The sequence below is a fragment of the Streptomyces boncukensis genome, from assembly GCF_011045075.1.
Classification (GTDB): Bacteria; Actinomycetota; Actinomycetes; order Streptomycetales; family Streptomycetaceae; genus Streptomyces; species Streptomyces boncukensis.
The window spans coordinates 1-2408 of the sequence record NZ_JAAKZZ010000781.1 but is presented as its reverse complement, the minus strand read 5'-3'; the positions used below and the strand labels follow the sequence as shown (position 1 = coordinate 2408).

General features: G+C 71.3%; 3 protein-coding genes and 1 tRNA gene. 2 read left to right on the top strand and 2 right to left on the bottom strand.

Annotated features, from left to right (window positions below):
• Positions 1–746: non-homologous end joining protein Ku (gene ku, locus G5C65_RS35530; RefSeq protein WP_165303181.1), on the bottom strand; the 746-nt coding region annotated here is incomplete at its 3' end.
• Between the two features lie 30 nt (positions 747–776).
• Here ku and ligD point away from each other — a divergent pair.
• Positions 777–1667 (top strand): non-homologous end-joining DNA ligase, encoded by an 891-nt coding sequence (gene ligD, locus G5C65_RS35525; RefSeq protein ID WP_165303180.1) that lies wholly within the window; start codon positions 777–779, stop codon positions 1665–1667.
• Positions 1668–1674: 7 nt separating this feature from the next.
• Here the strand turns inward: ligD and G5C65_RS35520 are convergent, their stop codons facing one another.
• Complete coding sequence (locus G5C65_RS35520; RefSeq protein ID WP_165303179.1) at positions 1675–1950, bottom strand: YtxH domain-containing protein; 276 nt, start codon at positions 1948–1950, stop codon at positions 1675–1677.
• A gap of 142 nt (positions 1951–2092) precedes the next feature.
• Between G5C65_RS35520 and G5C65_RS35515 the strand changes: the two genes are divergently transcribed.
• A tRNA-Asn gene (locus tag G5C65_RS35515) sits at positions 2093–2165 on the top strand.
• The last annotated feature ends 243 nt before the right edge of the window (positions 2166–2408 follow it).

Genomic DNA, 2408 nt, shown 5'->3' with positions numbered 1-2408 from the left:
GCCATGAGGTCCACCAGCTTGCCGGAGGTCCCGGACGCCGCCGCACCCGCCCCCGGGGCGCTGGGCTGCCCTCCCGCCGCCTTCTCGGCGACCAGCGCCTCCAGCGCGGCCCGGTACTCGTCGTGCAGCTCGTCCCAGTCCAGCTCGCCGAGGGTCTCCATCAGGGTGTCCGCGAGGTCCAGCTCCGCGTCCCGCACGGCGACCCGCTCCTCGGGCGCGACCCCGCTCACGGGGCGGATCTCGTCCGGCCACAGCATCGTGTGCAGGGCCAGCGCGTCCTCGTACACCCGGAGCATCCCCAGGCTCTCCCGGCCGCGCATCGCCAGCTTGGCGACGGCGACCTTGCCGGAGCGCCGCAGCGCCTCGCGCAGCAGCGCATACGGCTTGTCCGCGCTCTTGCCGTCGGCCGCCAGATAGTACGAGCGGTCGAGCTGGATGGGGTCGATCCGCTCGGCGGGCACGAAGCCGAGGATCTCCACGGTCTTCGCCGTCGGCAGCGGCAGGGCTGCCATGTCCGCGTCCGTCAGCAGTACGGTCGTACCGTCGTCCGTCTCGAAGCCCCGGCCCGTCTCCTCACGCGGGACTTCCTCCCCGTCCAGCTCACACACCTTCCGATAGCGGATCCGGCCGCCGTCGGCGGTATGCACCTGGTGGAAGGAGACGCTGTGGTTCTCAGTGGCCGACACCACCTTGATCGGGATCGAGACCAGCCCGAAGGAAATGGACCCTTTCCAGATAGAACGCATACTTTGTCCCTTCTATGGGATTCTCAGGGTATGCCGCACACGGAGATCGAGGGCCGCCGGCTCTCCCTGAGCAATCTCGACAAGGTGCTCTATCCGGCCACCGGCTTCACCAAGGGCGAGGCGATCCACTACTACGCGTCGGTCGCCGACACCCTCCTGCCCCACCTCGACGGACGCCCGCTCTCGTTCCTCCGCTTCCCGGACGGCGTCGAGGCCGAGAGGTTCTTCACGAAACACGTGCCGCGCGGGACGCCCGACTGGGTGACGGTCCGCGAGATCACGGTGACCAGCAAGACGCCGATGCACCAGGTCCTGCTCCAGGACCGGGCCTCCCTGGTGTGGGCGGCCAACCTGGCGGCCCTGGAGCTGCACACCCCGCAGTGGCGCGTGGAGCACCAGGGCGAGGCCGACCGCCTCGTCCTCGACCTGGACCCGGGCGAGGGCGCGGACATCCTGGACTGCCGCACCGTCGCCGACTGGCTGCGCGCCCGGACCGCCGGGGACGGCGCCGAGCTGCTGCCCAAGACCTCGGGCTCCAAGGGCCTGCATCTGCTGGCGGCCATCGAGCCGCTGGACTCCCTCGCGGTCTCGGGGTACGCGAAGCGGCTGGCCCGGGAGGCGGAGGCGGCGCTGCCCGAGCTGGCGGTCAGCAGGATGGAGAAGGCGCTGCGCGGCGGCAAGGTCCTCGTGGACTGGTCGCAGAACTCGGCCGCGAAGACGACGGCCGCGCCCTACACCGTGCGGGCCAACCGGCTCCCCACCGTCTCCACCCCCGTGACCTGGGACGAGCTGGCCGCGGCCGAGACCGCCGAGGACCTCGTCTTCGTCACCGCCGACCTGCCCCGCCGGCTGCGGGAGCAGGGGGATCTGCTGCGCCCCCTCCTGGAGGGCGCACGCGCCCGCCTGCCGAGGGCGGGCTAGGTACGGGCTAGGTATGGGTGACGCCCCACTCCTCGTCCCCCGTGCCGACCCCGCGCTCCGCGGCTCCGGCGCCGCGTCCGCACCGGTTGCCGAAGGCTCCCGCCGCCTTGCCCGCCGCGCTCCGGCAGGTGACCGACGCCGCCTCGCCGAGGTTGCGCACGGCCGGGTTCTCACAGACCCGCCGCGCGGCCTTCACCAGCTGCTCGTACCGCTCCCGTCCCGCGCGGGTCCCCAGCACGTACCCGACGGCCACTCCTGTCACGAACGTGAGCCGGTAGCGCATTGCCATCCCCTTCTCTCGGCTCCCGGGGTGCGGTGCCGTGCGGTGGGATACCGATTTCGGAGCACCCCCTGGCATGCGCTAATGTATTCCGTGCCGCAAGGGAACGCCCCCGGGGACGGGACGGCGCATCCGCGCGGAGCGGTCCCGTGTAGCTCAATCGGCAGAGCAGCCGGCTGTTAACCGGCAGGTTACTGGTTCGAGTCCAGTCGCGGGAGCATCACCCGAATGGGCCCCTCGCCGGGGCCCATTTCGCGTATCTGGCCCGCGTGGCCGGGAAGTTGGGCCCGCACGGGAACCAATCACCCCTTGATCGCGGTCCTCACCTGCGTAGATCGCCCCCGGCGCGGGCGGCAGATCGTATGAGCAGCTATGCTGCGGCAGACGGCGCGCACAGATGTGCGCGGCGCGCCGTTTCGGGGCGGTAGCTCAGCAGGTTAGAGCAGCGGACTCATAATCCG

Coding starts and splice junctions, on each gene's coding strand:
- ligD (WP_165303180.1), top strand. CDS start 777: ATGCCGCACACGGAGATCGAGGGCCGCCGGCTCTCCCTGAGCAATCTC.
- G5C65_RS35520 (WP_165303179.1), bottom strand. CDS start 1,950: ATGCGCTACCGGCTCACGTTCGTGACAGGAGTGGCCGTCGGGTACGTG.